The 22,686-nt window shown below is 64.9% G+C and carries 20 protein-coding genes; 4 read left to right on the plus strand and 16 right to left on the minus strand.

Annotated features, from left to right (window positions below; genetic code table 11):
• Positions 1-597: 597 nt before the first annotated feature.
• The 3 genes from FHS87_RS24665 to FHS87_RS19820 all read right to left on the minus strand — a co-directional run bounded on the left by FHS87_RS24665 (position 598) and on the right by FHS87_RS19820 (position 1,994).
• Positions 598-873: a helix-turn-helix domain-containing protein gene (locus FHS87_RS24665; RefSeq protein WP_184521093.1), complete on the minus strand. Its 276-nt coding sequence runs from the start codon at positions 871-873 to the stop codon at positions 598-600.
• 261 nt (positions 874-1,134) lie between these two features.
• A complete protein-coding gene (locus FHS87_RS19815) occupies positions 1,135-1,683 on the minus strand; it encodes a hypothetical protein (protein ID WP_184521094.1) in 549 nt (182 codons plus the stop codon).
• A gap of 53 nt (positions 1,684-1,736) precedes the next feature.
• Entirely contained in the window at positions 1,737-1,994 is a 258-nt protein-coding gene (locus FHS87_RS19820) for a transposase (protein ID WP_184521095.1), read from the minus strand.
• 319 nt (positions 1,995-2,313) lie between these two features.
• Between FHS87_RS19820 and FHS87_RS19825 the strand changes: the two genes are divergently transcribed.
• On the plus strand, positions 2,314-4,881 hold the full coding sequence (locus FHS87_RS19825) for a tetratricopeptide repeat protein (protein WP_184521096.1): 2,568 nt from the start codon (positions 2,314-2,316) through the stop codon (positions 4,879-4,881).
• A gap of 361 nt (positions 4,882-5,242) precedes the next feature.
• On the opposite strand, the gene FHS87_RS19830 is transcribed toward FHS87_RS19825, so the two are convergent.
• From FHS87_RS19830 to FHS87_RS19865, 8 genes are all read right to left on the minus strand, one after another.
• Complete coding sequence (locus FHS87_RS19830; RefSeq protein WP_184521097.1) at positions 5,243-8,350, minus strand: AAA family ATPase; 3,108 nt, start codon at positions 8,348-8,350, stop codon at positions 5,243-5,245.
• Positions 8,347-9,045 carry an ABC-three component system middle component 1 gene (locus FHS87_RS19835; protein ID WP_184521098.1) on the minus strand — a complete coding sequence of 233 codons (699 nt, stop codon included), beginning with the start codon at positions 9,043-9,045 and terminating at the stop codon, positions 8,347-8,349. Before FHS87_RS19835 ends, FHS87_RS19830 begins: the two co-directional genes overlap by 4 nt.
• Complete coding sequence (locus tag FHS87_RS19840; protein ID WP_184521099.1) at positions 9,042-11,498, minus strand: ABC-three component system protein; 2,457 nt, start codon at positions 11,496-11,498, stop codon at positions 9,042-9,044. The genes FHS87_RS19835 and FHS87_RS19840 overlap by 4 nt, the downstream gene beginning before the upstream one ends.
• Before the next feature lie 447 nt (positions 11,499-11,945).
• Positions 11,946-12,152: a hypothetical protein gene (locus tag FHS87_RS19845; RefSeq protein WP_184521100.1), complete on the minus strand. Its 207-nt coding sequence runs from the start codon at positions 12,150-12,152 to the stop codon at positions 11,946-11,948.
• Between the two features lie 607 nt (positions 12,153-12,759).
• Positions 12,760-13,230, minus strand: coding sequence for a hypothetical protein (locus FHS87_RS19850; RefSeq protein WP_184521101.1), 471 nt, complete (start codon positions 13,228-13,230; stop codon positions 12,760-12,762).
• Positions 13,231-13,240: 10 nt separating this feature from the next.
• Entirely contained in the window at positions 13,241-13,897 is a 657-nt protein-coding gene (locus FHS87_RS19855; protein ID WP_184521102.1) for a hypothetical protein, read from the minus strand.
• Between the two features lie 126 nt (positions 13,898-14,023).
• Positions 14,024-14,269 (minus strand): hypothetical protein, encoded by a 246-nt coding sequence (locus tag FHS87_RS19860; protein WP_184521103.1) that lies wholly within the window; start codon positions 14,267-14,269, stop codon positions 14,024-14,026.
• Entirely contained in the window at positions 14,266-14,826 is a 561-nt protein-coding gene (locus FHS87_RS19865; RefSeq protein WP_312862056.1) for a putative toxin-antitoxin system toxin component, PIN family, read from the minus strand. Before FHS87_RS19865 ends, FHS87_RS19860 begins: the two co-directional genes overlap by 4 nt.
• Positions 14,827-14,951: 125 nt before the next feature.
• Here FHS87_RS19865 and FHS87_RS19870 point away from each other — a divergent pair, with 125 nt between their 5' ends.
• The 3 genes from FHS87_RS19870 to FHS87_RS19880 all read left to right on the plus strand — a co-directional run bounded on the left by FHS87_RS19870 (position 14,952) and on the right by FHS87_RS19880 (position 17,645).
• On the plus strand, positions 14,952-15,710 hold the full coding sequence (locus tag FHS87_RS19870) for a ParA family protein (RefSeq protein ID WP_184521105.1): 759 nt from the start codon (positions 14,952-14,954) through the stop codon (positions 15,708-15,710).
• Between the two features lie 281 nt (positions 15,711-15,991).
• The gene (locus tag FHS87_RS19875; RefSeq protein ID WP_184521106.1) at positions 15,992-16,195 is read left to right on the plus strand and encodes a hypothetical protein; all 204 of its coding nucleotides are present in this window, start codon (positions 15,992-15,994) and stop codon (positions 16,193-16,195) included.
• Between the two features lie 511 nt (positions 16,196-16,706).
• Positions 16,707-17,645: a hypothetical protein gene (locus FHS87_RS19880; RefSeq protein ID WP_184521107.1), complete on the plus strand. Its 939-nt coding sequence runs from the start codon at positions 16,707-16,709 to the stop codon at positions 17,643-17,645.
• Positions 17,646-17,771: 126 nt separating this feature from the next.
• Here the strand turns inward: FHS87_RS19880 and FHS87_RS19885 are convergent, their stop codons facing one another.
• From FHS87_RS19885 to FHS87_RS19905, 5 genes are all read right to left on the minus strand, one after another.
• Positions 17,772-18,143 (minus strand): hypothetical protein, encoded by a 372-nt coding sequence (locus tag FHS87_RS19885; protein ID WP_184521108.1) that lies wholly within the window; start codon positions 18,141-18,143, stop codon positions 17,772-17,774.
• A gap of 515 nt (positions 18,144-18,658) precedes the next feature.
• The gene (locus FHS87_RS19890) at positions 18,659-20,368 is read right to left on the minus strand and encodes a hypothetical protein (protein WP_184521109.1); all 1,710 of its coding nucleotides are present in this window, start codon (positions 20,366-20,368) and stop codon (positions 18,659-18,661) included.
• Between the two features lie 6 nt (positions 20,369-20,374).
• The gene (locus FHS87_RS19895) at positions 20,375-20,755 is read right to left on the minus strand and encodes a hypothetical protein (RefSeq protein ID WP_184521110.1); all 381 of its coding nucleotides are present in this window, start codon (positions 20,753-20,755) and stop codon (positions 20,375-20,377) included.
• A 650-nt stretch (positions 20,756-21,405) separates the two neighbouring features.
• Positions 21,406-21,711 carry a tyrosine-type recombinase/integrase gene (locus tag FHS87_RS19900; RefSeq protein ID WP_184521111.1) on the minus strand — a complete coding sequence of 102 codons (306 nt, stop codon included), beginning with the start codon at positions 21,709-21,711 and terminating at the stop codon, positions 21,406-21,408.
• Between the two features lie 234 nt (positions 21,712-21,945).
• Positions 21,946-22,482 carry a hypothetical protein gene (locus FHS87_RS19905; RefSeq protein WP_184521112.1) on the minus strand — a complete coding sequence of 179 codons (537 nt, stop codon included), beginning with the start codon at positions 22,480-22,482 and terminating at the stop codon, positions 21,946-21,948.
• Between the last annotated feature and the right edge of the window lie 204 nt (positions 22,483-22,686).

Consider the following 22,686-nt stretch of genomic DNA (forward strand, 5'->3'; position numbering starts at 1 on the left):
CCAGGGCCGATGTGCCTTGTGACCGGATACGTTGGCGTAGACTGATCAGACCAGGTCGTGAAAGCCCTTGCGGACGGGGCGGGCCATACGTTTTTACCTGGGCCACCCGAGCCCACCAAGCGGGGGACAGGGGCCGGGAGTCCCACCGCGGGTCCGGCTCGTGCAGGCCCATCCACCGCAGCACGCCCCGTAGGCCGCTCTCGATGTTCCGTCGTCGGCCAGCGTTGAGCCGGCGCACGATGGGCGCTGGGCCGAAAAGGTGGGCGTTGAGCCAGGGGATGTCACAGGGCACGGCGGCGAGCGGCATGCCGAGGAGCTCGGCGGTGCCGTTGAGGGCGGATAGCCAATCTCTCATCTTCGTCGGCGAGAGATCGGTCGAACTCATCACGGCCTGCCGCGCGTCCGCCAGGGAGGGCGAGGGCAGCCCGTCAGCCGATGGCGGCGAGGGGGTTTGATACGTCATGCGATGTCCCTAAAAGGTGGTTTGGCCAGGAGCGGACAGGAGCGGCCATTCGTGCAGGCATAGCGGGATTGATCACCGCGATTAGTACGGCGACGTATGCACGACAGGCGCAGAAGGCGTTCGCTTATGGGAGGTTATGAGATCTCTTGCGCAGTATCCGATGAGCCGCACAGGACCTGCTCCAAGGCGCTCGCACGCACGCGAACAGTGCCGGCAATGCGCACACTCTGAAGGTGACCGTCACGGCGCCAGCGCCGCAGAGTGCGTTGTGAAATGCCGATGAGATCGCCTACTTCCTGCAGCGTCAGGAGGCGGTCGTTTGCTGCGTCAGTTTCACCTGCTGTAGTCGATGCAACGTAAGGCTGGGTGCACAGCGTGGGGTCTTGGGATTCGACCATCACCACGGTCATCCCGAACTCGAAAAGGCAACACAGGTCAGATGTAGAGAAAGCCCGAGAGCGCTCGGGCTCCGGTATCGTCTTCGTGGTGCGTAGGTCATGAAATCAGATCACCTGATGGCGTGAGCCCCGTCAGGGTAAAAAAGTTCCGAAGTTATTACTCTTGATAAAACATAACAGTTGTGAGTCGAAATGAAAACGGCAAATCGAGAAAAATTAGGAGTAGCTTCGGACTGTGGGCCCTACGACTACTCAAATTATTCGAGGTATCATCTATTTATCTTTTTCTAAATTAAATGTATAGAAGCGTAAGCTGCTTTGCGGCTGAATGGTTTTTTCGTACTCTTCAGCTGCTTCTGGGTTGTAAAATTTATATACCTGGAGCGCACGTTTGAATATCTCATAGTCTGCTTCTCTTAGTAGAGCCTCCCGCGTTTTCTCAAATCGGCCAACAAGGGTGCGGATCAGCGACCCTTTTTCATGCCATCGCTTGGGTCCGACCTGAACATAAAATCGGCCATCCAGGCGAGCATCTGATGGAAGACACGATACAGTCATCTTGGCCAGTGTGTGCACGGTCCTAACGGGACGATAAGATTGGTGAAGACGGGCCATTTCGCGTAAAAGCGCAGAATAGTCTTTCTTGCTGGCGCCCACCTTTCGCCCCGCAAGTAAGTCTTCGATTTCCCGCGCGAGATATTTCTGATCCGGCGGGAGAAGCGCCCACATGAACATGCGGATCTCGCGAGGTATTTGCATCAATGCCTCTCGCACGGGGTCCTTCTTGGGCGTTCGGTCGTTTTTCTCGGCTCTTTTTGCCATCTTTCTCTGAACTCCGAAGGTTTGATACCGGTATTGAGAACCGGTGCCAAGCTTCAGAAGATGTTCTCTAATACCCGGCTCATGAAGTCCTGACTGACCGCGGGTAAGGGTAGTTTGTGAGCGAGGCGATGCGGCCGGGTTCGGCGGTGAGGTGGTTCCAAGGCTTGGCAGCAGCCGTCGATGATGGCGCCGAGGTCGGGGAATAGGCGGAGCGACAGGAAGCGCTCGCGCAGGTACAGCCACACACGCTCGACTGGGTTCAACTCCGGCGCATAGAGCGGCAGGAAGATGAGGCTGACGTTGTCGGGCACGGCGAGGTGCCCCGCGATGTGTCAACCCGCGCCGTCCAGCAGGAGGGCGGCACCTGCCGGAGAACTCTCAGAAAAACCGGACCAGTTTCCAGGTTTAAGGTCAGTCCAGGAAGACGGCTTTGAGGTGCTCCGGACGCTATGGCACCTCATCCGCGATATCCCGGATCCTGACGAGAAGGGTGAGGCCTGGGCTGCAGTCCTGACGGGCACGGACGCGTTCCGGCGCGCGTCCCTATAAAGGACCTTATCATGCATAAACTGAGCGCCGGGTGGCAAGTTCATCAAAATCTACCATGACAGGTTACACAGGCTAGGATTGTTGGTCGAACTGCCTGACACCGAGATCGATCCGGCGCTCGCCCGCAGCCAAAAGCCTTCGCGACGCGCGCCAACACGTCATTACAGTGCTAAAGAACAAAGAGAGGATTGGCCACCCGTGAAAAGCTCTGAGGCCGGGAAGCAAAACGCATGCATTCGACTCGCCGTGCTCGACAGCGCGGGTAAGGGCAAGCCGGTGATCCTGGAGTTGAGGCATGACGACAGTGCAGGCCTAAAGCTCGAAGTTACGGGCGACGAGGCTTTAGGCCAGATCGTAGGCGAAGCCGCGCGTCAGGCTATAGAGGATTCGGCTCAGGCCGAGGTGCTGGCGAAGGAGCAGGCCGCGACTTACCAGGACGCCATCCGCCAGAAGCTTATAGCTGCGGGATTTGCCGTAAAGGAACTTCCGTCCGCTGATGTCTCGTTTGCCTTCGAATTCGATTTGCGGACGGGCTTGGGGATTGGAAAGCATCAGCCACTCCACGAATTTGCCAATTCGAACCCCGAATTGTCGCGCAGGATCGGCCAGTCGCTCAGGAGCGCCTTCAACCGGGGATTTGATGCTCTCGTCCAAAATCTCCAAACACGCCTGGACCAGGAAGACCACCCCGGGGCGGCCGAGGCCCTGCGAACGGCCAAGGACGAGCTGCCGTTCGCAGGGAGGCCGACGCTGGCCTTGCTGGGCGCACTGAGGGCAATCGACCCCGGCCGGCTGGACCGAGGGGACGCTTACGACTTCCACCGCTTGCGGGCCGCCCTGGCCTACGGCGGAGGGGATTTGGCGACTGTCAGGCAAGATGCCGAGGCGCTCCTCCGCGGGTGGCCCGACATGCCGCTTGAAGAGCGGAACACACTGAGGAACACGCTCGGTGTCGCCGCGATAAAGGAGGGGCGGGTCGAGACGGCCATACGGATCTGGCGCGACGTCCTGAAAGATCCGGCCAGCGTCATGGCGGGCGAGCGCGGTTGGGTCTGGCGCAACCTGAGCATGGCCCTCGACCGCGAGGACCCAGAAGCGGCTCGCGCCGCGCAGCTCTCGGCCGATGCATTCCTGGAGAATGGAAACAGGGCCGAAGCGGCAAGGAGCCTGGGGCAGCTCGCGAGAATCCTCGAGCACTCCGATCCGCGCGAGGCGATTCGTCAACTCGACAACGTCCTCAGTTTCGCACGCGACACCGGCCTGTTGGAGCGCGAATTAAAGGCCACCGTCCACCACGCGAAGGCGAACCGGTTGATCCGAGTCGGCGCGCTCGAGCGGGCACTCGGCGATGCGCTCGCCGCCGCCGCCCTGCGCCGTGGCGTGGTGGGCTTGGAAAGCGAACTCATTTCCTCGCTCCACCTCGCTGCTAACGCGGCGGAAGGGCTCGGCAAGAACGAGCAAACGACGGACCTGCGCCAGGAGGCGATGCGGCTCGCGGAGGACGTCGGAGACGCACGCTTCGCGTTCGCGCGCCGCATTCGGGAAGTCATGAAGCGGTACGACGCGGTGGAGGCGCAGCGGCTGCTCGCCGACGCGAAGGATCACGGTGATGCTGAGATCGTCGCGCTGGTCGCCACCGCTATCGCGGTGACCGATCCGGACCTGGGGGGCTCCGCGCGACTGGAACGCCTGGAGGGCGCCCTCCTTGACCTCGATCGAGCCGGCGGGCCGGAGGGTGCCCAGGCGCCGATCTTCCTCGCAATTGCCTCCCAGCTGCGAGACCAAGGCGAATTCAAGCGAGCGGGGGCTCAGCTTCGCCGCCTGCTCGAAATCACCCCGCACGAAAACCAGGCCCGCGACATGCTCGTTGACGTGCTCTGGAAAGCGGGGGACTGGGCGGGCGCAGCGTCATTCCTCAAGGCCCAGCTCGCGGCCCGCGGTGAAATGCCGGGGATGCTAGTGGCATGTGGCCGATCACTGCTTGAAAGCGGCGACGTCAACGGAGCGCTGGATGCGTTCACACGGGCGCTGAAACTCCCGGATCTAAGTCAAGGATTGCGCGAACAGATTCGGACACTCCGGGAGCAGGCGCTCGATCGCGGCGGGTCGCCTGGACCGTCGCAACCTCCCGTGGACCCATCCGATCCCGTCACCCGCGCCGAGCTGGAAGGGGCGTTGCGGGACTTCGCGGGGTTCGTCGCAGCCGACAAGAGGATGGAGTTCTGGTCCAGAGGTAAAAGGAAAGAACACCAATGGGTGAGCCGTCCTGAGAGGTTTGCGCAGAACCTTCTGCACGTCGCATTGAAGCTGCGCTTCGGTCTGCGCATCGCGGTTTACGAGGAAATCGGGACGGGCGCAGGGCGCTTAGATCTCTTGCTCCAACTCGAAGGCGGCTTGTCGGCCATTATCGAGGTCAAGATGTGCGGCGCCGGCTACTCCACGAGCTATGCGGCATCGGGCGAGCCGCAAATTCGGCATTACATGGAGAACCGGGGAGTTCACCTCGGGTATCTCGTCGTGTTTGATGCTCGTGCCGACCTCTTCGGAACGCCGCTCTTCGACACGGCCACCTTAGGAGGCAATACGGTTATCGAGGTCCCGGTTGATGTCAGGCCCCGCCCGCCTACCCGCCGCCAGCGAGGGGTCTGAACCGCGCCGGTTCTGCCGGAGGCTCCAACCGCTGAGAGATGGAGCCACGACTCCTGAGCTGCTCAGCCCGGGCCGCTCATACGCTATTCGGTCGTGTGGCTTCCCACCGCAGCACCACTCAACGCGTCCGCCCCTGATCTAGACGTGGCAACCACACGCCTTTATCTGGTGCACAGATGGCTTCAAAGTCTGATCACGACAGTAGCTCTGCCTGCAAAGGTTCCGACTTTTCGGCATTCATAGATGCCACGAGCCCGTTCGTGTCCGCTTCCATTAGGCATTGCAACGACGTAATTGCCGCCCAGCATCGTCGCGATGCTCACGCACGCATCTTCCGCCGACCGCGCGCTCGCTGCTGGCGTCAGCTCGCCTCGGCGAGGGGCCGTGCGAGCAGCTTGCTCGCGGCCACGTTGTGGCGGGGCGGCTCGTGGAGTACGCCGTCGCGCGACGGTGCGGTGAGCGTCACCATGGTGCAAGGCAGCCCCGCGGCGTCGAACTTACGGAACAGGAACTCGCCTTCGGCGCGGTCGTGGCTCGACATGAGCAGCTGGTAACCTTCGTATTCAACGAGATTGCGCATCACGTCGGCAAAGGCAGCGGCGTGGACAATATCATTATGCTGTAGCGGATCATCGAGCAGCAGCGCGCGCCAGTTTGACCATTTATAGGCGACGCTGGCCGCGCACAGGATGCTGAACCCGTTGGCCGCCATCTGCCCCTCGCTCAGCACCAGCTGGGGCGCAAGGCCGGTGTCGTACCTGCTATTGTCAACCTCGTCGGCGTAGCGCAGCTGCATGCCCAGCGCCGTGCGGTTGACGGCCGTGTCGGCGCTGAACTGCACCGTTTCGCCGGGAGTGCTGAGAAGCGTCTTATTGAAGTCCTCGATTAGACCGTTGAGCGGCATCAGGAACTCGACGGAGAACCGGTCGACCCTCTTCTTCAACTGTACGGTGTAAGCGTTGACCGCCTCCTGGGTCCGCTCGGTGGCGCGGCGCGCCGATCTCGCCCCGTCGAGGCGCTGCTGGAGTGTGCGCTCGTGCTGGGACGGGTCGCGCATCCCGTCTTGCTCGGCCTTCTCGGCCATGCGGCCTTCCAGGGTCCGCAGCTCGGACAAGGCAGCGAGTTCCTGGAGCGCGCGGGCGATCCGGTCCGCCTCGGCAAGCAGCCCGTCAATCCCGGCTAGTCGCCGCGCGAGCGCGTCGCCGTGCTCGGCCGCGCCGCGGCCCGAGGGCTCGCCGGCTATCCCCGCCGCCGTCCAGTCGCGCGTGAGGTTCTGCCGCTCCGTCCTGGCGCCGGCGATCGCCTTCTCCGCCTGGGTCCTTGCCGCGTCGACCGCGTCTAGCCGCTGGCGCGTGGTCGTCTCGACCGCCAGCGCCGCGGCTAGCTCAACCTGGACGGCCGAGTATCGTCCTTCGGACTTCGCAAGCGCCTGCCGGTCGGCTTCGATGCGCGCCGTGAGCGCGTCCGGCTCTGCCGCGAGCGCCTCGCCGCCGAGCGTCTGACCCAGTTCTCCGATTCGCTTCTCGGCGGCGGCGATGTCGCGCTCGATCCCGTCGCGCTCGGCCCGAAGCGCCTCGTGACGGCGCTCAGCGTCCTCGGCCGCCGCCGCCAACTCGGCGATGCTCGCGTCCGTCGAGGCAATGTCTGCCTCGACGTCTGAGAGCTCCGCGGCTGTCGCCGCTAGCCGCCGGTCGGCGAGCGCGGCGAGGTCGTCGCCTAGTTCAGCGCCGAGGAGCATTGCGACCTCCGCACGCGCGTTCGCGAGTGCCTTCCCTGCGGCATCCGCCTCGACGCGCGCCGCGTCGGCCCGAACGCTGCTCTCGTCGGCCGTGGCGAGCGCCGCCGTCGCCGCCTCAAGCGACCGCCGGATCGCCTCGACTTTTTGCGCCTGTCGGGTCAGCTCCTCGTTCTGACCGCGCGAGGCCGCCTCGGCCAGGATCTTGAGAGCGCCCGCGGCGAACTCAGTCGCGCACACCGGGCAGTGCTCGTCGTGCTCGCCGATGTGCTTGGCCACAGTTGCGATCGCGTCGGCCATCTCGGACGCGCGCCGCCGCGCCGTGGCGAGGTCCGCCTCTTGGGCCGTTAGCTCGACACGTAAGCCGTCGATGTGCCCGCGTAGCGCCTCCGCCGAGGTCGCCGCCGCCATCGCGTCCTCCCGCGCCCGGATCGCACGTCCCTCCGCTGTTTGCGCCTCCAGCGTGAGCGCCGCCAGCCTGCCCGCGCGCGCGACCACGCCCTCGTCGACCCCGCGGCGCTCCTGGAGCATGCGGCGCGCAACCTGCCGCGCCCGCGCGGCGGCGAGCGCTTCCGCCGTGGCAGCGCACGTCGCGGCCGTCTCTCCGAGCGACACGGAGAGCGCATCCCTGCGTTCCGCGAGCCGCGCGACGCTGGTCGCGAGCTCCGCGGTCGCCTCAATCGCCTCGGCCAGTTCAGTCGAACGCCGCAGCACCGTCTTGGCTTGGGCCACCGACTCTGCTTCCGTCGCGACCCGCTTTTCGACGCTCCTGCTGGCGAGCGCTGCCTGGGACAGAGCGGCGGTCGCGGCGCCGACGGTCTCGCGTGCGGCGTCCGCCGCTGCCCCGTCAGTGTCAGCCGCAGCGGCGAGAGACTCGTACCGCATCGCCAGCAGGTGCAGGCGCTCGACCTGCCGCTGCCCCTCGAGCGCCCGCGCGCGCTCGTCGTCCATTCTCTCGCGCAATGCGATCAGCGTCCGCGTGCGGTCGCCCATTTTCCAAGCAGCCGCCGTGTCCAATCCCGCTTCTATACATGCCGTTTCGAGCGCCTCCAGGTCGCGCTCGATTGCCTCGGCTGAAGGCGTGCCCGACGCCTGCGCCGATGCGCGGAGCGCTGCGAGGCGGGCGCTGTCGTCGCCCCAGCGCGAGAGCGCCTGCTCGGCGAGTTCGACCTCAGCCGCCTGTAGCGCCAACCGGCGGCGGAACGCCGCGGTGGTCGCCGGCCCCCTGAGTGCGAGCCGCACCTCCTCAAGCCGGTCGATGCCGCTCGGCCCCTTTAACGCCTCCCATTGATCGTTCTTGTTCCGGCTCGTAAAGCGTTGCTGCGCGGCCTGGCCGAGAAAGTGCGTGAGGTTCAGGTAGGCGGCGAGATCCTTGATCTCGCCCCAGCCATCCGTCTTCAGCGCTGCGACGAGCCGCGCCGCGTCGGGGGCGGAGTTGGCCGACCGGGTAAACGCCTCACCCGCATCGAAGCTGAGCGAGACGACGTGGGAGTTCGGCATCTCGGCGTCGCGTCGCGTCAGGTAGGCGCTTTCGCTCAGGCGCCCCACGTGATCGGCGAAGCGACGGATGCGCCCGGAGAGGCACCACTCGATCCCGTCGAAGAAGCTGCTCTTGCCCAGCCCGTTGGGGCCGACCATGAGCGTGAGCCCAGGCCCGGGCGCGATGTCGAGGCGGAACCGGCCGAAGGTGCGGAAATTGCGGAGTTCGACGTGCGACAGGTAGGTGCGGCTCACGTGGCGCTCCTTTCGGCCCAAACCTTGACGAGGCCTTCGACGAGAGCGTCAGGTTCGTCGCCCTGTTTGACAGCGAGCCTGTTCCACTTGCCGGCGGTGTCACGGGGCACGTCGCCCGCGTTCACGATAGCGGCGATATCGTCGAGAGAGGCAATCGAGAACTGCGCGGGCGTGGCCCAAGGCCGAGCCAGGAAGGTGCGCTTGGCGAACGCGTCGAAGCTGTCGGCGTCCGCGCGTGCGTCGTCAGGGCGCAGCCATACCAGCTTGCGCGCGACCCGGTCGTCGCGCTCGACGCCGAGCGCGATGGCCCGCCAAGCGTCCTTGCCCTCGCTGCCGCGCGGGCCGACCATGATGAGGAGCAGGTCGAGCGCGGCGTTTGGCTGCAGCGCCGAGCGCGCGACGACACATTGGTTTCGGTGCTGCCGCATCGTGTCGGCGAGTTCGCGCTCGTCGGCCGTCTCCGGCAGTAGGCCGAGCACTACCGCGTGGCGGCCGACCGAGAGCCCGCGCCTGACTAACGGCAGATCCCGCGCCTCGAGGCTGGCGCTCGGCTCGCCTCTACCGCCGTCGAACGTGTCGGCAACAAGCCGCGGTGCGTCATTCGCCTCCAGGCCAGCGTTGATGGCAAGCGCGCTCAGCGCGGCGGCGACCCAGGCGAGCGTGTCGGCACCCGGCGACCCTGATCCCTCGGTCATGCTGCCTCCTCCAAGTCGCGTCCGCCCCCGACGTTCCTCTCGATGCCGCTGCCCAGCCGCGCCGCATGCGCTGCCTCCGCCTCAGATAGCAGGCCCGCGATCTGCGCCAAGCCTGCTGCAACCCCGGCCTTGAATCGCGGATCGACGCTGAGCATCAGGCTCGGGCCGGCACCGGCTTTGGCGAATGTCGGCTCGCTTTCGTCCGTGGCGTCGAAGCGCTCCTCCGCCCGCCTCGCTACCGCGACGGGGCTTGTCAGCATTGGTAGTACGACGAAGTCGGTCCGCCACAGGAAGCTCGCAGCCTCCGTCGCGGTGGTGCGCCCACCGATGCGCTCGGCGGCGCACACATGGCCCGTGCGCGCGTGGGCGCCGGTTTGGTGAGTGAGGTTGCCGGGCTCGTCGGGGTGCGGCGCTGTGCTGGCCCACCCGGTGGCGACCGCCAGCGCGGCCCCCGTCGCCCGGACGAGCAGCTTGCGCTTGCGCGGCCCGACGAGGGTGCGCGCTTCGTCCGCGGCGGCGGTGCCGTCCTGTGCGCAGACGAGAAGGCGCAGGAATCGAGCGAGAAGGGCGGGGTCGCGGTCGAACGCAGCCTTCCACTCGGCCCAGATAGCCCGCATCGCCGCGGCGACCTCGGGCGCGGGGGCGAGGTCGACGACGTGCCCCGGGTCCTCACCGCGCTCGAGCAGGCCCGCGAGATGTTCGTCGATCATCGCTAGGCATCGCCGGTCGAGCGTCGCGCCGAGCCGTGCCGCCATGTTGTCGGTCGTGAGACGCTCGGGGGCGAGGTCGGAGGAGCCGTCCACGGGGCGCAGCGTCGGCCGGTCCAGGTCCTCAGCATTGCGCGAAGCGGTGGTTATTCCGTCGAGGAATGCCCCCCATCTCGCCACGTCGACGTGCATAACACCGCCTTGGGCGTGCAGCGCGAGGCGGCCGAGCGCGTAGGCGAGCGCACCGAGGTCGGCGGGAATCGCGGGCACGGTTATGGTGACGGGAGGGCCGGCTGCGTCCCAGGCTGTGGCTGCGCCGGCGAGCGGCACGTCGCCCGTCCAGCGCGCCTCGCCGCCGTGGAGCGCGACCTTGATCCGCCTCGCCGCGCCGGCGGCCTCGGCGGCGCGGCGGTGGCCCGGCGAGGGCAGGCGATGCGCGCGGGTCAAATCCTCGAAGTGGGCGCGCGCGTCGCGCCCAAGCACCGGCGCGATGGCCTCGGCTGGGAAGCGGCGCATCCACGCTTCGTGCGCATCGGGATAGTCCCGCAACAGGTCGGCGAACGGTTGGCGCTCGAAGTCGCGGTTGGGGCCGCGCCTGACCACCAGGCGGTCGACTTCGAGGCGACGTCCGTCGCAGGTCAGGGCGTAGGCGGGCGCGTCGTGGTCTGGCCTGGGCTCGACGGCGTCGAGTTCGGTGCACACCACGTGCTCAAAGTTCTCACGCGGGCTGCGTCCACAGGCGCGCCGGACCAGGTAGACGGCTAGCCGGTTAAGCGTCGCCGTCCTAATCGACATCAGCTCCGGCTCGCGCGTCTGGAGGTGGAGCTGAACGCCGGGCAGCAGTCGGCCCGCCATCTCGTCGGTGAGCCCCAGGTTGTCGGCAATGGGGCCAACCTCCACGTCGTAGGCGGCGACGAAGTCGAAGCCCTGGCCCGCCGCGTCGGCGGCGCGCGCCCGCTCGTCAATGGTGGCGAGTGGCGCGGAGAGCCTGTCCACCCCGGGACGCCGGGTGATCGTGCGGATCATAACGTCGTGGTCGAAGTCGCGACTTGCGGCCGCGATCAGGTCGATGAGGCCGCCGTCGCCGTTCCCGCTCACCAGCACGCTCGGCCGGCCGCGGCCCTCGATGTCGCCGCCCGGCACGCCCGCGTCGCGCCAGTAGCTCTCCGACTGGACGCCGCGGATCGGCTGTCGACGCTCCAGCCCGAAGCCGATCGCGAGGACGAGGAGGTCGACAATCCTGGCGCCTGGCGCGAGACCGCCGGTGGGGTCGTCCGCGTCGAAGTCAACCTCGAACGTCGCGCCGCTGGCCGTGACGCGGGTGACCCGGTGCCCAGTATGGACGAGAAGGCGGTCACCAACCGCCGCGCGTACCTCGTCGAACTCGCGGACGAGCGCCCGCCGCACCTCCACCGCCGACCCGCTCGTCCAGTCCAGTATGGGCAGCTCGGCCGCTACCTGCTCCGCTCCCGGAGTCGGCCAGCCGTAGATGTGCGGGTCAAGACGCCGGCGGGTGGCGGCGCTCTGGAGCGGCATGAGATCAGGGCCGCGCTGGAACAGGTGCACAGTCGCGGTGCCTTGGAGCGCCAGCGCCGCGGCCATGGTCAAGCCGCCCGCGCCGCCGCCTACGACCGCCACGTGCGCATCGGCCGCGACATAGTGGGTGCGATGGAGCGCGTGGGCGAGCTCCAGCGCCCTGACCTGCTGGGAGTAGAGCGTTATCCGTGAATCGTAGCAGCCAAGCACGTACGCGCCCGGATGGCCGGGGATCTCGGCGCCAGCAATGACGTCCTGCGGCCTCAGGGCCCGCCTCGCGCGCTGGAGCGGGCGGCCGACAGTGTGGCGGTCGCTGGGCGGCAGGGTGCAGGACGGTGGGCTGCTGGTGCCCGGCGCGTTATTGCGTGTCTCTTGGTGTCAGCGGCGCTCCTCATCGCGCCACCTTATCGCGTGTTCGTGGTTCGTGCCGCAAGATCTGTGATCGCCGTCCTCTGTGTCGAGCTTCTGCCGTCGCCAATCGCTCCAGTCGGGCTTGGAGGGGGCATAACGCTCGCGACCGCGGAGGTGAGCGTTGTGCTGCTGGTGGCGTCGAATGCACTTTCGGTCGAGATTAGCCCTTCGGATCATCTCCGACCAAGTCCCCCTCCGAGTCCGAACCCCACTGTCTCCCTGAGCGGGTTGCTACATCGCCATGTTCTACCCACGCCGGATCCCCAGGCGTTGCTGCTCCGCCTCCTGCTGCCGGGCCTGAGCGCGCTCCTGGGCATCCACCGCCGTCCAGGCCGCCCGGCTCAGCCCGGGCACCTCTACCGTGTCCCGTCTGCGCTGCGCCTCCACAGACGCCACATAGGCCGCCCCAACCCGCTCCCGTGCCTTCGCCTCGTGCGCCAGACCAGAGATCACCGTGCGCACTGCATCCAGCGCTGCCGCATGCTCCTGCTTTGCCGCTGAACTGCCGAATAGCCCCTCGCACCCGCGCAGCGTGCCCATTGCCTCCGGCCCGGCTTCCCGCAGTTGCCGCAACGCAGCCCGCAGGTCGCCCCCTCCCCCCCACCAGGGCCGCAAGCTTTACCTCTGCCGCGCCCGGGTCGCGATAGGCCAGCGCCAGCCACCGGCCCCGGTCCTGCGCCTACCGCAACACGGCAGGATCCTGTCCTACGGCCGCTGCTATCTCCGGCGCCGTCGTGCCCCGCCCCAAGCTGTCCCGACCCTCTGGATCCCCGTGCACCGGCAGCAGCGGCCGCGGATGCTCCTCGGCCCTCTCCGGCCCATTGCACGTGGGCAGCGCCTCCGGCTGCTCCACCACGATGCCGCTCTCGGGAGTCAGCGGGTGCAGCCCGCGTCGCGCCGCAGAGGTCGCGGCCGCCTTCTCCTGGGCCTGCTCTGCCGTGGGGCGGGACGGCTGCCCCGCGCTCCGGCTTGCCAACTCCCTACGCTCTGCCGCCGACCCGTAGTCCAGCGTCGCGTCCTTCGCCCGCTCCCGCGACAGCGCCCGCACCAGGTGTTCCCGCTAGATGTGCTCCTCCCGGCTCCGGTGCACGGTCACGCCCTCCCGATGCCGGTTGAGGGCCACATAGGCCACATGCCGGTCAATCCCCAGCGTCGCCAGCACATGCGCCCGGTCCACCGTCACTCTTTGGGCCTTATGCACCGTCGATGCACAGCCCGGCGCCAAGTGCCTGTAGTCCCGCAGCTGAAACGCCACGTTCCGGCCCTCAGCGCCGGGTAAGACCGCAACCTTCCCATCCAGCCGCACCACGAGCCGCGTGTCGCTCCCACCCGCCGCCACACCCTCGATCCGCGCCAGGGTGCCCAGCATGCCGTTCCTCAAACCCATGCCGCGCTCGTTGCGCAGGAACATGACCCCCTTGCCCACTGCGAAATCCTGCGTCCCGCGCTCCGTCTCCAGCCGATGGTCCGGCCCCGCCAGAGTTCCCGCATCCCGCAGCACCACCCGGGCGTGCGCATTGAGGTCCGCCACGTCCGCCCGCCTATGCGCCAGCATCAGCAACTCTGAGAATGGGGAGGAGGTCGCCTTGCCGTGCCTCCATCCACCCTGCCACCAGCGCCGCCCACGCCTCCTCAGCCGTCCCGTGCTCCTGCACCATCCCGGCCGTCTCGTACCGCTCCAGTTCCGCCCCGGTCCAACCGGGCCCTTGCTCAAAGCCGTCGAGCCACACCCGCTCGACAGGGGCCGAGGGTGGGCGAAAGCCGGTCTCCACGATGATGTGGCATGCCACCGCCACCCGCGGGTCGCGCTCCTGCGAGGGATTTGTGGGGCGCACCGGCCGGGATCTCACGATGGCTTGGTGAGTCGGGGATCGTAGGTCCACAGGCGCAGCTTGCGCGCCCTGATGCCGGCGCTCGCCGGGTGCAGCGGGTTGATGATCACGGTCCAGCCGGTCCTCTCCCCTCACCTTGCGGTTCATGGTGGTGGCCGAGATGTTCAGCGCCCGCATGGCCACGGCCTGGGTGACGGCGAGGTCGGCGAGGATGCGCTTGGCCTCGGCCGCGCGTAGGCCGCTCTTGATCATGCCGATGCGCTTGATTGGCTCGACCCGGAACACCTCGACGTAGGACAGGGCCGACCCGACAGGCCGCCGCACCGACGTGCGACGCGGGCGGCTTACCCTAGCATCCAGCTGCAACAGCTGTTCTGCTCCTTTGAGCAAAACACAAGGTCAAATGGGCTGCAGTGCGAGAGGTTTACCAGCTGCGGGCAGAGTTCCCCCGGGCGGAGCGGGGCGGCGCGTTAGGTAGCCGCCCGTGCCGGGTCAGCCCCCCTCCCCTTCCCTGGTCTCGGGTGTCTCGGAGAGCCAGCCCTCGGGCATCTCGTCACCACGGCGGACCCGGCTCGTAGTGCCAGCCTTCCGGAGCAGCGCCTTCATGGGCGTCTCGCTCCGCTCGGCGCGCCCGCGGAGGTAGGCTGTTTGCTCGTCAGCCGACAACTCCTGCAGCAGGCCGCGCGCGCGAAGTGCCGCCACCTTCTCGGCCACCGCCTGAACGATGAATGAGTTCATGGAGACCCCGTCCCTTTCGGACGCGAGCTTGAGGTCTTCCATGAGGGAGCCTGGGACGCGAAGGGCGTAGCTGCTGAAGGTCGCCATGTGAGCCTCTTGAGTGCCTCTCCGGGCTTGATGACCTGGATAACTGGCACGCCTCTTGAGGCGTGCGGCGGAAATGGAGAGAGGAAGTCCTTTTCGTTGAAAGTGACCACCGCATCTCCGTTGCCGTTGAGGAGAGCCTCGACGAACGCCTCGTCGGCAGGATCGGCGATGGAGGGTCGGTATCGGTAATGCACCACGACCGCTTCCGACTGAGCGATGAAGGCATCTATGAACGCCTTGGTTTGGTCGGGGCTTAGGCCGGTTTTCGCCAGGATATCGGGCCGAAGAAGGACATCCTCGTATTCGAGTACGACGGGCACGGTGACCAGTGGGCGGAGCGCGCGTTCGGCAATGGCCGCCAGCAGGAGGCGCGATGCGCCAGCACTGCTTTGCAGTCCACTTACGACGACGCTGGTGTCCACCACGAACTTCATATCGCTGGTCATATCATACTGGGTAAAGACTGTCACCTTCAAGGATCGATATTAAGGTAGCTAGTTAGCAAGCTACCATGTTAACATGAAGGAGCTGTTGATGGGTAACTTGGCTTTGTGTACAAAGGATGCCGCTTCGACCATTCATGGGGACTGGCAACATGAAAGTCATTGTTTCAGGGAGCCGAAAGGGAGGGTCGGGAAAGACCGTCTGCGCCCGTCACATGGCCGTTGCCGCCCTCAAGGGCGGGGTGGGCCGTGTGGCAATGGTGGACCTCGACCCGATGCGCGGCCTCTCGCGCTGGTGGCAGCGGCGCCCCGAGGACGGCCTTGAACTCGTCCAGCTCGCATCACCCGAGATGCCCGCCGACAGCCACGAGCAACGCGCCGCCGTAGCGCTCGCGGCGGCCGAGCAACTGGCCACTGCCATCCCGGCGCTCCGGGCGCAGGGATACGGCCTACTGGTGGTCGACACCCCTCCGGCCGCCGACCGGATCGTGGAGCTCGCCGTCGCGACGGCCGATCTAGTCCTCGTGCCGGTTCGCCCCAGTCCCGACGACCTGGACGCGGTGGGGGAGACTGCTGACCTTGTGACGGCCGCTGGGAAGGTCATGGTGTTCGTGGTCAATTCTGCGACCAAGAAGGCCCGGCTCACCGGCGACGCTGCGATTGCCCTCAGCCAGCACGGCACTGTAGCTCCGGCCATTCTCCACCGGAGCGACGCCTACGCCGCGTCGGCGCTCGACGGCCTTACGGTCCAGGAGGCCGACCCGCGGGGCGCTCCGGCACACGAGGTTGCCGCCCTATGGCAGTACGTGGCCAAGCGAATGGGTGTGTTATCCCGGGAACAAGCTAACAAGTTAACAAACAAGTCCGCTCTCAAGATCGTTGGCGGACGAGCTGTAGAGAAGGCCGGATGAGCAAGCAGCCAACGCGTCTCGCGAATTTCCAGATTCCGCGCGATCAGGTTACCAAGCCCGAAGTTCAATCAGTAGGCGAGCCATCTTCAAGGCCTGTGTCCCTGTTGGAGGTCCAGCAGCCCATCGAGCAGTCTAGCAGGCAGAGGCCTGCACAGGCCTCCCAGTCGAATACTGGTCCCGAAATTCCGTCTCCCGTTTCGCAGGACTCCCCGCCTGTTGCGCAGCTTGCGTCCATCGCTGCCCAGTCCGTAGTCACTCAGCCATCGCAGGCTCCGGCCGAGGTGCTGTCCCCGCAGTCCGAGGAACCGGCCCGCCGACGGCCAACCAAGGAAGGGGAGGCCGACGTCCCGCGCACTCAGGTTGGAGCACGCATTCCTTCGACGATCGCGAAGCGGCTGGCCCGCTACTGCTTCGAGGAGGGGCAGAGCCAGCAAAAAGCCGTTTCCGAGGCGTTGGACGAGTTCCTGAGAAGCTACGGCTACTAGGAGGGGAGGAGGGGGCGCCCGTAATCGCGGGGGCACTTTGCCTTGGCACCCAGCCCTTCTTCAGTGGGATTTGCACCGTCGCATCCCCTGACGACCCGGGTTTCTGCGCCACGCGGGATCTCTCGGGGTCCTGTCAGGCCGCGTCGCTCTCAATACCCCTGCTTTTTATTGGCCGCAGGCGGTACGTCGGGTCGCTGTTGTCCACAGCCAAACGTCTTTGATTCGTCTAATTATAAGAGTCTAAAGGGCAGATTCACTTTTCCTATCAACGCGTTCTGAGGGGGTTTTGCCCCTGCTTCTACGAAAAATGCCCCCACTTCTACGAAAAATGCCCCTGCGATTCACTGGAGACCCCCGGTCATCCACACCGCTGGGGATAAACCCGTCGGACGACGGGAATCACGGGAGCATTTTTGGGGCTCCCCGGCGATGGTTCCGGTTCTATGATCCCGGCCAACGGGAATCGCACGAGCATTCCGGCGGCAGGCGGAATAGCGGGGGCATTTTCAGAATGGTCGAGAACGGGCCGAAGCACCTGTCCGACGTAGAGCGGCGCCGTCTCGCGCGGCTGGAGAAGACCCGGCTGAACGCTCGGGGCCGCCGGGCGCCCGCCGTCATGCCGTCCCGACTCGCACGGACTTCGGCCTTCGCCGCCCGGACCCACTCGTTGAACACGGACAGCAACTTCAAACGAATCTACATCGTCCCGCCCCACTCGGTGGTCGAGGTGGCCGGTCGGGAACTGGGCACCCGGCATAGGGACATGCTGGTCGCCCTTTTCCGGCTGCGAGCCCGCCGAGTGGAAGCCAGGACCGACGCAGGCCAGCGCATCGTGCTCTGCCAGACGGAGACGTCGTGGCGGGAGCTCCTCGTCGCCTCCGGCCTGACGGTGCACGTCACGAACCTCCTGACTGCCCTCCGCGTCCTGCAGGAGCTCCAGCGCGTGTCCATCCGCGTTTTCCGGGGCAGCCATGACGAGTTCCTAAAGGCTGAGAGCCGAGGACTGCTCGCGGGCGCCGGGTGGTCGGATGCGCTTATAGGCAAGATTGAGTGGGAGGGCGCTCAGCTCGACAGCAAGGTCACAGTCTCCTACGGCGAGTGGGTCCGCCGGACGCTGGAGGAGCGCCACCTCGTGGCGGTGGACGCCGACGTCTACTTTCGGCTGAAGAGCGACTACGCCCGCTGCTGGTGGCCCTACATCGACAGCCAACCGGCGCACTCGTGGATCGACGTGGAGCTGCTGGCCAGCCTCGCCGGGCGGGACTACCGCGCAGAGACGACGAAGCAGCGGGTAAAGCTGCGGGAGGAGGCCCGACAGGCGCTGGGCGACATGCAGCAGGCAGGCGGCCTCGCCTCGTGGACGGAGGAGACGGTCGGGTCCGGCCGGGCGAAGACCTACCGCTACCGCTACGTGCGGACCGGCAGTCCGCAGGCCGAGTTGCCCATTTGAACCCACGGGCTGGGCAGGGGAGGGGGCATCCCGAGACGGGCTCACTGGATACCCCATTGCGGGGCAGGCCCGAAGGATGCCCAAAGTCGTCGCAGTTCGCCTGACCGCCGCTCAGTCCTGTGGGGCTTAGGGGAGGAGCTGGAGGACGTCGGGCCCGGCGACTGCGGCCTTCTTGTGGGGCCGGGTGCCGGTGCTGCGGGCGATGTCCTCCAGGACCATAAGGAGGCGGGGATGGCGCAGGTCGAGGGCGATGCCGGATAAGCGGTGCGCGACCTGGATGGCCGCGAAATGGACGTGCAGCGTCGAGACGGCGGGGCCGAGATCGGCGAAACGGACGGCGTACATGGCAAACGTCTCGGAGTCGCCGGCCAGCGGCTCGCGGCCGAAGGAGGGGCACCAGACCTCGAAGCCCTGCCACGCCGAGCAGTAGGCGCGACTGGTGGCATCGCCGCGGGCGCGGGTGGCGAAGACGGCGGAGCGGGCCGAGAGCCGGAGCACTCCGGCGGGCAGGGGAGGGGACTCGGTCAGAGGCTCAGCAGAACTTTTGGGCTGGGGGAGCGGTCCATTACGTCCGAAGGGCGGGATTAACGGACGGAACGCTACAGCCCGTTACGGGACGCGGCGCTGGCCTCCCATGAGGCAGAAAAACCTCAGCGAAATTAGGCATTTCCGGCAAAGTAAGCACGATAATCATCCATTATTGTGCAGGTCGGCGAGGTAGGAGCTTTCAGCACCGTTCCGAACGGCCGGATTTGGCCGAAAGCCGCACTTCCGCTAATGAATGATCAACACGAAAAACGGCCATCCTTGAAATTTTACTTCAGACCAATCGCAGGCGCGGTTTCTTTCTCTGAGCGAATGCCGATCTTTGGGATACGGAGTGAAATTCATTGCTAGTCCAAGATCAGTTACAGCCCGAAACCACCTTTGGCTTTTCTGGCCGATCCCACTGGCCATCGAACACCTGTGATCGAGATGCTATATGGTTGTATTCAAGCCAGCTGCTGGAGAACCTACAACAAAACTCGTAACCTAGTTGCGTCAGAAAAAATCACGAGACCTGATCTGTCTCTGCTTGCGATCCCAGTCATTGCCCGTCTTAGTTCCGAGGAGTCCTCATCGCCGAGCCAAAAAGATTTCACCATCGAAATCTGCGCCTCGAAATCGAAATCATGAAGATTGGTGAGCGAACTGTCAGCGAGACTGATGGCTGCCGCCGCGCGTAAAGCCAAAGGGTCGTTGTCGAAAATTGGTCTAAGTCCTGCGGTGCGAAGCATTGATATCTCCGCTTTTGCGCTCTCGATATCAGACCTGCCTCTTAATGCAACCAACCAAAGATAAGCACTAAGTGTTCGATCATCGAATTCCTTGAGCAATTCTCTCATCGTACCACTATCAATACTTGCATAACCGCCCTTTTCGAAACTGTCACGTAATTTGACAACAGCTTCAGTCACTCTGTCAATTGCACCCACGAACGCTTCAATTTCATGAGCGTGATCTTCTGGCCTGAAGTGACCTATCCAACCCAGAAAGATTGCCGAGCCTGGACCTCTAAGCACGATAGACATGTAACCAGAAAAATTAGGTATGATGGCAAAGCACTCGTAGTGACCTTCCGCAGGTGTCGAGACGCTTGGCCAGTGTACTCGATGGGAAGCGCCGTGTTCTCCAGGCAGTACTAGCACGCACCGCTCTCCCTTTTTCTCGACAGTAAGTGGGGTGCGTGCAATTATCGTGTATTGTCGAAGATTTGCCAAATCTAATTGAAGCTGCACCAACTCATCGGTTCGGAGTGCGGGCGGTAGATATGAATTGGGCGGAGTTGACTCAACGAAAGCATTTAGCCCCCGCACTAAGCCATCGAGTTTTTCTATTGAAACGTGGGCTTCTTCCGGCTCGATAAAGATGCTCCAGCCAGGTTGGAAGCGCCCCTTGGCCGACCATGCAAGCCAGAATTTCTCCAGACGATCAGGCAGATCCGTAGCCAAACGTAAAACATCCATTCGGTGCAAGAACCGGTCGAAGAGTTTCTGAGCAGTTTCTGGTCCACTATCTTCCACCGCGGCGAGTATAGCGACAAATCCAGGATCCTCCCAAAAGAAGCAGCGCAAATAAGCTAGGAACAGTTCTGAGGAGATGCCTGGCACTTTGATCTGCATCGCACCAAAAAGCGATTTGACTAGAATGTACCCTGGCAGATACCCTTCCTCGACCTCAAAATCATGACAATAAATCGAGGCTTTTCGATCAACGTGATGGGGGGCTCTGCGCAGAGCCTGCAGCATGAGCTGTGAGAAGTCATCTCCATCCCCCGGAGAAAAACAAAGTTCTGCTGCAGTGAAAGGAGTTCCGACTTTAAGCCCGGATCTGGAGGATTCAAGGTCGAACTCAGCGAATAAAGCCATGCCCTCTGCAAGCGGGCGCAATAATTTTGAAATGCCCTTCACTGCCACGTAATCACGCGCGCAGTAAGGCCTTACTCCATCATAAATACCGCAGATGGCATATAATCGCAGTTCGGTGAAGGCAGTGGCATTGCCTACGAGAGAATTAAAGCACCAGTGATGAGTGAACTCGTGAATGAAAGGTGCGGCCAGTTCGATTGGCTGCTTGGATCTGTCAACCAGCCATTCGATATATCTCGCCGAGTTAAGGCCGTCGAAGAAAATCGTGTTGGCGAGGGCCTCAGTCCAGTTTCGGGGTGGCGCCTCAACTGCCATGATACTCTAGACCTTGTTATTTGGCAGACTGAGTTTATTCAGGATTGCGGTGCCATCAGCTTCTTGGAAGTTTTCAGCCTCGTAAGTTGCGATTTTTATTCCCTTTAAAGACACCTCAATTGACTTGCCTCTCATGCGCCCGGCCTTCTTGCCTTTGGCGATCCAGATGGCTAGAGCCGATACTAGAGTGGGAAGCACAACAGGCGCGTTATCGACGGCGATTTTAACAAGAGCGGTCGCTAGGGCTGGGTCATTGTACTTACCCGGTTCAGGTGCCCTCTTTCTGGTTTCGATATCTACGACACTCCCCTCTTTTTTCAGTAAACCTTTCAACTCTAAAATATCGAGGTTAGTCAAGCCTGCTACCGTAAATTCGATGTCTGACATTGTCCTCTCCCTCCAGTGTACGTATGGAGCACAAGGAAGCTAGTAAGGTGGCAGTTCGACTTGTCCGGATCTGAAAGCCGGCGAAGCCAGCGTCGAGCGAGATCCGGCCAGAACGCCACCACCTAAACAGGTGCTCTTGTCTCGAACCGAAACAGAGCAAATGCTTGAGTTTAGACAGTTCCCGGCAACGCGCATGAACTCTAACTATCTTCCTCTGTGTGTGCTTACGCAAACAAAGCATAAAGTCGGGTACTATGGCATTTCAATCTGTCACCTCGGAACGGCGTTGTTGCACAAACCTTGCAGGCGGCCCTGCATGAGCAGGGCATCAGCATGGGGTGAGCGACCCAAGAACCACTACTGGATACGGAACTGGCGGGAGTACGACCGGGGGCTGATTGCGCGCGGTGATCTGACGGTGTGGATCTCGCCTGACTTGGCGTGGTACGCCGCCGAGGGTACGAGGTGGGCGGCGGCCGCGCTCACCGAGAGCTCGTTTTGGATCGCGGCGCAGTTGCCCGCTCGCCCTACGGCCCCTTTCGTCAAGCTTGCTCTTGTGGATCGCCCCAAACGCTAGCTGCCAGATGCCCACAGACCTGTCCCCACCAACGGGGGATAATACGCCCCGGTCGGGAGCGCGGGGCTGATCCTCAGGCCCGGTCCGCCTCCCCCGGCTTGCCCGCCGCCCAGATCCCCTGTGTCGGGTTGTTGCGCCAGAGGTCGGCGGGTCTGAGGTAGCCGAGGGCGACCTCGGCGGAGCGGTGTGGGGTCTGGCGCATGACCTGGGCGAGGTCGGCGCCGGCCTCGCCGGCGGCGGGGGCCAGGCCCGCCCGCAGCGAGTGCTCGGAGAAGCGCTCCCACCCCTCGATCCCGGCTCCCCGCGCCGCCTCCCTGACCAGCTGCCACACCGCCTTGTCGGACAGCCCCTGGGCGCTGAGGCGCCCGGCCTTGCTCATCCCAACAAAGAGCGGCAGCGCCGCGTCTGAGGCGCCGCCCGTGATGTCGGGCCCCTCATGTCGGGGTTGGTCCAGATCGCGACCTTCCGGCCGGCGCCGCGCTGGTCGGTCTTGGAGCGGCGGATGAGGAGGCGCAGCCCGCGCCCGGGCACGGCTTCGAGGTCGCCGAGCGACAAGCGGGCGAGTTCGCTCCGGCGCAGCGCGCCGCCGAAGCCCAGCAGGAGAAGCGCCCGGTCACGCGCCCCGAGCGGGGTGGAGGGGGGCGGGGCGGGTGGCGAGCAGGAGCCGCAGCGTGTCCAAGTCGGCGGCCGCTGCCCTCTTGCGGGGCCGGGTGCCCTTGGCGCGGGTGATGCCTTCCAAGACCGTGACCAGCCTCGGGTGGCGCAGGTCGAGGGCGATGCCGGCCAGGCGGTAGGCGGCGCCGATGGCGGCGAGGTGGACGCGCAGCGAGGAGACGGTCAGGCCGCGGTCGGCGAGGCGGACGGCGTACATGGCGAGCGTCTCGGGATCGCCGGCCAGCGGCTCGCGGCCGAGGGCAGCGCACCAAGCATCGAAGGCGCCCCATTCGGAGCGGTAGGCGCGGCGGGTGCCCTGGCCGCGGGCGCGAGTGGCGTAGGCCGTAGCACGGGCCGAGAGCGCCTGCAGCTCGGCCGCGCGCGTCGCACCGTCGGGGACGACAGGGTCGCCGAGGAGGGTGGTCGAGAGGCGGAGCGCGCCAGTAGGCAGGGGAGGGGGCCCCGAGGGCGGAGCAGGGAGATCGCTGGGGTTCATCGTGGTGTGGCTACCCCCGCCCGTTCTTTCGCAATGGCGTTTGTCAGACGGAATCAGCGAGCCAACCAGGGAAGATAGGCACGATAAACCTCTATTATCGTGCCCGAAGTGGAGAGAGGGCCCGGTTGCCATTGTTGAGGCGGGCTCCAAGTCACTAGTGCTGACCAGAGTGGCGTCTGCGCCTTTGGCTGGGTTGGCCAAGAG

This window comes from Muricoccus pecuniae, from assembly GCF_014199205.1.
GTDB classification, from domain to species: Bacteria; Pseudomonadota; Alphaproteobacteria; order Acetobacterales; family Acetobacteraceae; genus Roseomonas; species Roseomonas pecuniae.

Coding starts and splice junctions, on each gene's coding strand:
- FHS87_RS19880 (WP_184521107.1), top strand. CDS start 16,707: ATGGTCGAGAACGGGCCGAAGCACCTGTCCGACGTAGAGCGGCGCCGT.
- FHS87_RS19870 (WP_184521105.1), top strand. CDS start 14,952: ATGAAAGTCATTGTTTCAGGGAGCCGAAAGGGAGGGTCGGGAAAGACC.
- FHS87_RS19860 (WP_184521103.1), bottom strand. CDS start 14,269: ATGAACTCATTCATCGTTCAGGCGGTGGCCGAGAAGGTGGCGGCACTT.
- FHS87_RS19900 (WP_184521111.1), bottom strand. CDS start 21,711: ATGAGCAAGGCCGGGCGCCTCAGCGCCCAGGGGCTGTCCGACAAGGCG.
- FHS87_RS19835 (WP_184521098.1), bottom strand. CDS start 9,045: ATGACCGAGGGATCAGGGTCGCCGGGTGCCGACACGCTCGCCTGGGTC.
- FHS87_RS19895 (WP_184521110.1), bottom strand. CDS start 20,755: ATGTCAGACATCGAATTTACGGTAGCAGGCTTGACTAACCTCGATATT.
- FHS87_RS19890 (WP_184521109.1), bottom strand. CDS start 20,368: ATGGCAGTTGAGGCGCCACCCCGAAACTGGACTGAGGCCCTCGCCAAC.
- FHS87_RS19815 (WP_184521094.1), bottom strand. CDS start 1,683: ATGGCAAAAAGAGCCGAGAAAAACGACCGAACGCCCAAGAAGGACCCC.
- FHS87_RS24665 (WP_184521093.1), bottom strand. CDS start 873: ATGACCGTGGTGATGGTCGAATCCCAAGACCCCACGCTGTGCACCCAG.
- FHS87_RS19905 (WP_184521112.1), bottom strand. CDS start 22,482: ATGAACCCCAGCGATCTCCCTGCTCCGCCCTCGGGGCCCCCTCCCCTG.